This window comes from Streptomyces sp. NPDC006265 (assembly GCF_040613555.1).
Taxonomy (GTDB): domain Bacteria; phylum Actinomycetota; class Actinomycetes; order Streptomycetales; family Streptomycetaceae; genus Streptomyces.
This window is the reverse complement of the sequence record NZ_JBEXSH010000727.1, coordinates 1-4,697: the sequence shown is the minus strand read 5'-3', so window position 1 is coordinate 4,697 and position 4,697 is coordinate 1. Positions and strand designations below refer to the sequence as shown.

General features: G+C 69.7%; 4 protein-coding genes and 1 pseudogene. All 5 read right to left on the bottom strand.

What is annotated here, in order from left to right; genetic code table 11:
- Positions 1-352: pseudogene (locus tag ABZ281_RS38495) on the bottom strand (glucarate dehydratase); the annotation flags it as partial.
- Positions 349-1,257 (bottom strand): 5-dehydro-4-deoxyglucarate dehydratase, encoded by a 909-nt coding sequence (locus ABZ281_RS38490; RefSeq protein WP_356662664.1) that lies wholly within the window; start codon positions 1,255-1,257, stop codon positions 349-351. The pseudogene ABZ281_RS38495 and the gene ABZ281_RS38490, both read right to left, overlap by 4 nt.
- Before the next feature lie 25 nt (positions 1,258-1,282).
- Positions 1,283-2,227: a carbohydrate ABC transporter permease gene (locus ABZ281_RS38485; RefSeq protein ID WP_356662663.1), complete on the bottom strand. Its 945-nt coding sequence runs from the start codon at positions 2,225-2,227 to the stop codon at positions 1,283-1,285.
- Positions 2,224-3,135: a sugar ABC transporter permease gene (locus tag ABZ281_RS38480; RefSeq protein WP_356662662.1), complete on the bottom strand. Its 912-nt coding sequence runs from the start codon at positions 3,133-3,135 to the stop codon at positions 2,224-2,226. Before ABZ281_RS38480 ends, ABZ281_RS38485 begins: the two co-directional genes overlap by 4 nt.
- On the bottom strand, positions 3,132-4,484 hold the full coding sequence (locus ABZ281_RS38475) for a sugar ABC transporter substrate-binding protein (protein ID WP_356662661.1): 1,353 nt from the start codon (positions 4,482-4,484) through the stop codon (positions 3,132-3,134). The genes ABZ281_RS38480 and ABZ281_RS38475 overlap by 4 nt, the downstream gene beginning before the upstream one ends.
- Positions 4,485-4,697 lie beyond the last annotated feature (213 nt).

Below are 4,697 nucleotides of genomic sequence, written 5' to 3'. Positions count from 1 at the left end.
GGCCGAGCAGCTTGCCCTGTGCGTCCAGGCAGGCCACCTCGACCGCCGAGGTGGTCCAGCCTCGCTCGTGGGAGCTCGGCACGGTCGGCAGCAGGGCCGCGTCGATCGCGGCGGTGACGGCGGTGCTGTCGAACACGTCCATGCCGACCACCACCTTCGCGGCTGCGTGCAACCGCTCCAGGCGGACTGTGCCGCCCGTGGACTCGCCGAGCCCCACCGTGCCGTCCTCCAGTACGAGTTGGAGGATGACCCGCAGGGCGAGCGGCTCGTGCACGCCGTTGGAGTTGAGCAGCGGCGGGTCGCCGAACGCGATCGGGGTGACGATCAGCTCACGAATACGCGTGGAGCTCATGCGCCGACCACCTCCAGTCCGTGGTCGAGGAGTTTCGAGAGCCGGGTGACATGTTCCGGCGTGGGATCGAGCAGCGGCGCCCGTACGCCGCCGACGTCCAGGCCGCGCAGGGTCACTCCCGCCTTGACGAGCGACACGGCGTATCCGGGGACCTCGTCGCGCAGGGCGACGAGCGGGCCGTAGAACTCGTCGAGGAGCCGGGAGACCAGGGCGTCGTCGTCCTCGGCGAGTGCCCGGTGGAAGGCCAGGGCGATCTCCGGGGCGAAGGCGAACACCGCGGAGGAGTACAACTCCACGCCGACGCCCTTGTAGGCGGGCGCGGTCATCTCGGCGGTGGGCAGGCCGTTGAAGAACTGGAAGTCCTCCGTGCCCGGCAGGGCACGCACCGCGCGGACGATGCGGTGCATCCGCTCGATGTCCCCGATGCCGTCCTTCAGGCCGACGACCCCGGGCAGGGCGGCGATCTCGGCGGCCGTCTCCGCGGTGAGCCGGGCGGTGCCCCGCTGGTAGAAGACGACGGGCAGGTCGGTGGCCGCGATGACCTCCTCGACGTACCGCACGAGGCCCTGCTGCGGGGCGCTGACGAGGTAGGGCGGCAGCAGCAGGATGCCGTCGGCGCCCGCGCGTTCGACGCGGGCGGCCTGGTCGCGGGCGACCGGGGCGGGGCCGCCGGCCGCCGCGAGCACCGGCACCCGTCCGGCCGTGGTCTCGACGGCGACCCGGGTGGCCCGCTCGATCTCCTCGGCCGACAGCGCGTGGAACTCACCGGTGCCGCAGGCGACGAACACACCTCCCGCACCCGCGGCGACACCCGACTCGATGTGCTGGGCCAGCCGTTCCTCGTCCAGTGAACCGTCCGCCGCGAACGGCGTGACCGGGAAGAACAGCACTCCGTGGAACTTCATGTCTCCCTCAGACGTGGGGGTTGTGTCAGCCCTTGGTGGCCCCGGCGGCGATGCCGGTGACCAGCGAGCGCTGGAGGAGCAGATAGACGATCAGGCTGGGGACCAGGGCGATGACCGCACCGGCCAGCACCACCCCGGAGCCGACCTCGGGGTCGGTGCGCAGGACGGACAGGGCGACGGTGACCGTGTAGTCGGTGGGGTCCTTGGCGGCGATCAGGGGCAGCAGGTACTGGTCCCAGATCATGATGAAACCGAGCACCCCCGCGACACCGAGCGCGGGCTTGCACAGCGGCAGGACGACCTGCCACAGCATGCGCAGCTCGCCCACGCCGTCGATGCGGGCGGCCTCCTCGATCTCGGTGGGAATGTCCTTCATGAACTCCGTCAGCAGCATCACGGAGAAGCCCCAGGCGCCGAGCGGCAGGATCACGCCCCAGACGGTGCCCTTGAGGTCGACGCCGACCACGGGAACGTGCCCGAGGACCAGGGACAGCGGGATGGCGATGACCTCCTCCGGGAGCATCATCGTCAGCATGAACAGGGTCAGCACCAGCGCCTGCCCGCGGAACCTGTGCCGGGCCAGCGCGTACGCGGCCAGCGTGCACACGGCGAGCTGGAGCAGCAGTCCGCCGCCCGCGATGACCAGGGAGTTGCCGAAGTAGTCCCAGATGCCCCGGTCACCCGCGACCTGGAAGTTCAGCAGGGTCGGGTAGTGAGGGAGGAACGACAGGGCCGAACCGCTGGCCTTCTCGCTGAAGGAACCGGAGAAGACGGTCAGGAACGGCGCCGCGAAGACGCCCAGGGCGAGCAGGCAGAGCAGGATGCGCAGCGCCCAGGCGGGGCCCGGCCGGTCGCTCCAGCCGAGGGCGGTGTCGAAGCGGGCGGGGGTGGTACGCCGCTTCCCGGCGGACGACCGCGTGGGAGAGGCGGTCACCGGGGTCCGGACGGGGTCGATGGCGGGGGCGCTCATCTCACGTCTCCCCTCTTGCGGAGGTAGTTGACCGTGACGGTGAGCAGCAACGTCACGCAGAGCAGAACCACGGACGCGGCCGAGGCACCGCCGATGTCGTTACGGGTGAAGCCGAGGGTGTAGGCGCGGGTCATCCACACGTCGGTGGAGCCGGCCGGACCGCCGCCGGTGAGGACGTACACCTCGGTGAAGACGCGCAGTCCGCGGATGGCGGCGAGGGTCAGGACGATGCCGAGGGCGGGCCGGATCGCCGGCAGGGTGATGTGCCGCAGCCGCTGCCGGAGTGAGACGCCGTCCATCGCGGCGGCCTCGTACAGCGACCGGTCCACACCCGCCAGCCCGGCGAGGATGATCACCATGTTGTACGGGGCGAGCATCCAGATGCCCATGGCCATCGTCGCCCACAGCGCGGTGTCGGGGTTGTCCAGGTAGGGCACGGGCCCGAGTCCCACGAGCCCCAGACCGCTGTTGATCAGGCCGTCGGAGGTCGGGTAGTACATCAGCCGCCACATCTCACCGACCACCGCGGTGGCGGTGACGACGGGCAGGAACACGGCGGTACGGATGATCTTCAGCGAGCGGGCCTGGCCCTCCAGCAGCAGCGCCAGCGCGGAGCCGACGACGATCCCGCCGAGGGACATGCCGACGCCGAGGAGCAGGGTGTGGCCGATGGCGTCCTGGAAGCGGTGGTCGGTGAGGACCCGCGTGTAGTTGTCGAGGCCGACCCACCGGTCACCGAGGAAGGGCCGCACGTCGAAGAAGCTGAGCCAGACGCCCTTGCCCATGGGCAGGAACTTGAAGACCAGGGCCAGCAGCAGCCCCGGGGCGAGGAACAGCCAGGGCAGTACGGCCTTCTTGGTGATGGCCCGGGCTCTGCGCGGCCCGGGCGTCGTCGCGGTCGCGGTCATGTCAGCAGCTCCTGGTCCGAGAGGTCACCGGCGAGGGTGTCGTTGAGCTCCTTCAGGCCGGCGCGGACGTCGCTGCCGCAGTAGGTGAAGATCGCGTTGAGCGCGTCGGCGGTGTCCTGCTTGACCGGGGCGAAGTCCGGCGCGTTGGGGAACTGCACGGAGGCGGTCTCGTACGCCTTCTGCACCACGCTCCAGCGGGGGTCGTGGCGCACCTTCGCCGCGTCGAGCGTGGAGTTGACCGGGATGCGTACGACGGGCTGGTGGTCGCCGGTCATGGCGAGTTCCTGGCCCTCGGGGGAGACGAGGAACGCGGCGAGCGCCCGCTCCTGCTTCGCCTTTCCGGTCCTGGCGCCGAAGTAGATGTTCTCGCCGTCGGCCAGCACGTCGTTGTTGCCGGCCGGGCCCGAGGGCGCCGGCAGCACCTCGTACTTGTCCCTGCCGAGCGCCTTGTCGAACGTGGAGATGTTGTACGGGCCGGTGAGGTACATCCCGGCGTTGCCGTCCTGGAAGTTGGTGGTGTTCGCGGTGACGGAGGTCAGGGCGCTGGGCTGGATGACACCGTTGTCGCCGCAGAAGAGGTTCTTCTTCATCCAGGTGACGGTGCGCACGGCCGCCGCCGAGTCCATGGCGGGCCGGTAGCCCGACCCCTCCTTCCGGAGGATCTGCACACCGCCCTGCCACAGATAGCTGGCGCCCCACCAGGCGACGTAGCCGTTCTGGGCGCTGCCCGGGACGACCATGCCGTAGGTGTTCTTCCTGCCGTCCCCGTCAGGGTCGCGGGTGGCGAAGGCCTTGGCAAGGGCGAGGGTGTCCTGCCAGGTCTTCGGCTGCGGCAGGCCGAGCTTCTCGCGCCAGTCCTTGCGGACGAAGAGCGTCATGGCCTGCCGGGAGTACGGGATGCCGTAGTGCCTGCCGTCGCGACCCACCGTGGACGACCAGGACTTGGCGGTGATCTCGTCATGTCCGGATATCGAGGCCGGGGTGATCGGCTTGAGCAGGCCCTGGGACTGGTAGCTGCCCATCAGGGCCGTGTCGTTGATCATGACGTCCGGCAGGTCCTTGACGGACGCGCGGCTCTGCAACTGCTGGTCGAAATTCATGACCGGCTGAAAGTCGACCTTGATGCCGGTCTTCTCGGTGAAGGCGGCGAACACACGGTCGTAGGTCTTGGCGGACTCCGGATCGCTCCGGGTCCACACCTCCAGAGTGTTCGGGTCGTCCGCCCGGGCGCTGCCGGAACCGGAGCCGCAGGCGGCCGTTCCGAACAGGAGTCCCGAGACGGCGAGGGTGGCGGTCAGGCGGCGCACGCGGCGGAGCCGCATGGCGATGCAGCGTCGGCGATCCCGCATGGGTGGCTCTCCGTTCATATTCGTGAACGCCCTTCACGAATCTAAATGATCGGCCAAGCTACGGATCGCTTCCTCGCCATGTCAAGACATGGCCGAAAGATTTCACCGAGGCCACACGGGGCCGACGGTGCCCGGGAAACAGCGACGGCCCCCACCGGAGATCCGGTGGGGGCCGTCCGAAAAGGAAGGGGGCTCGGGTCAGGCCTGACGTTC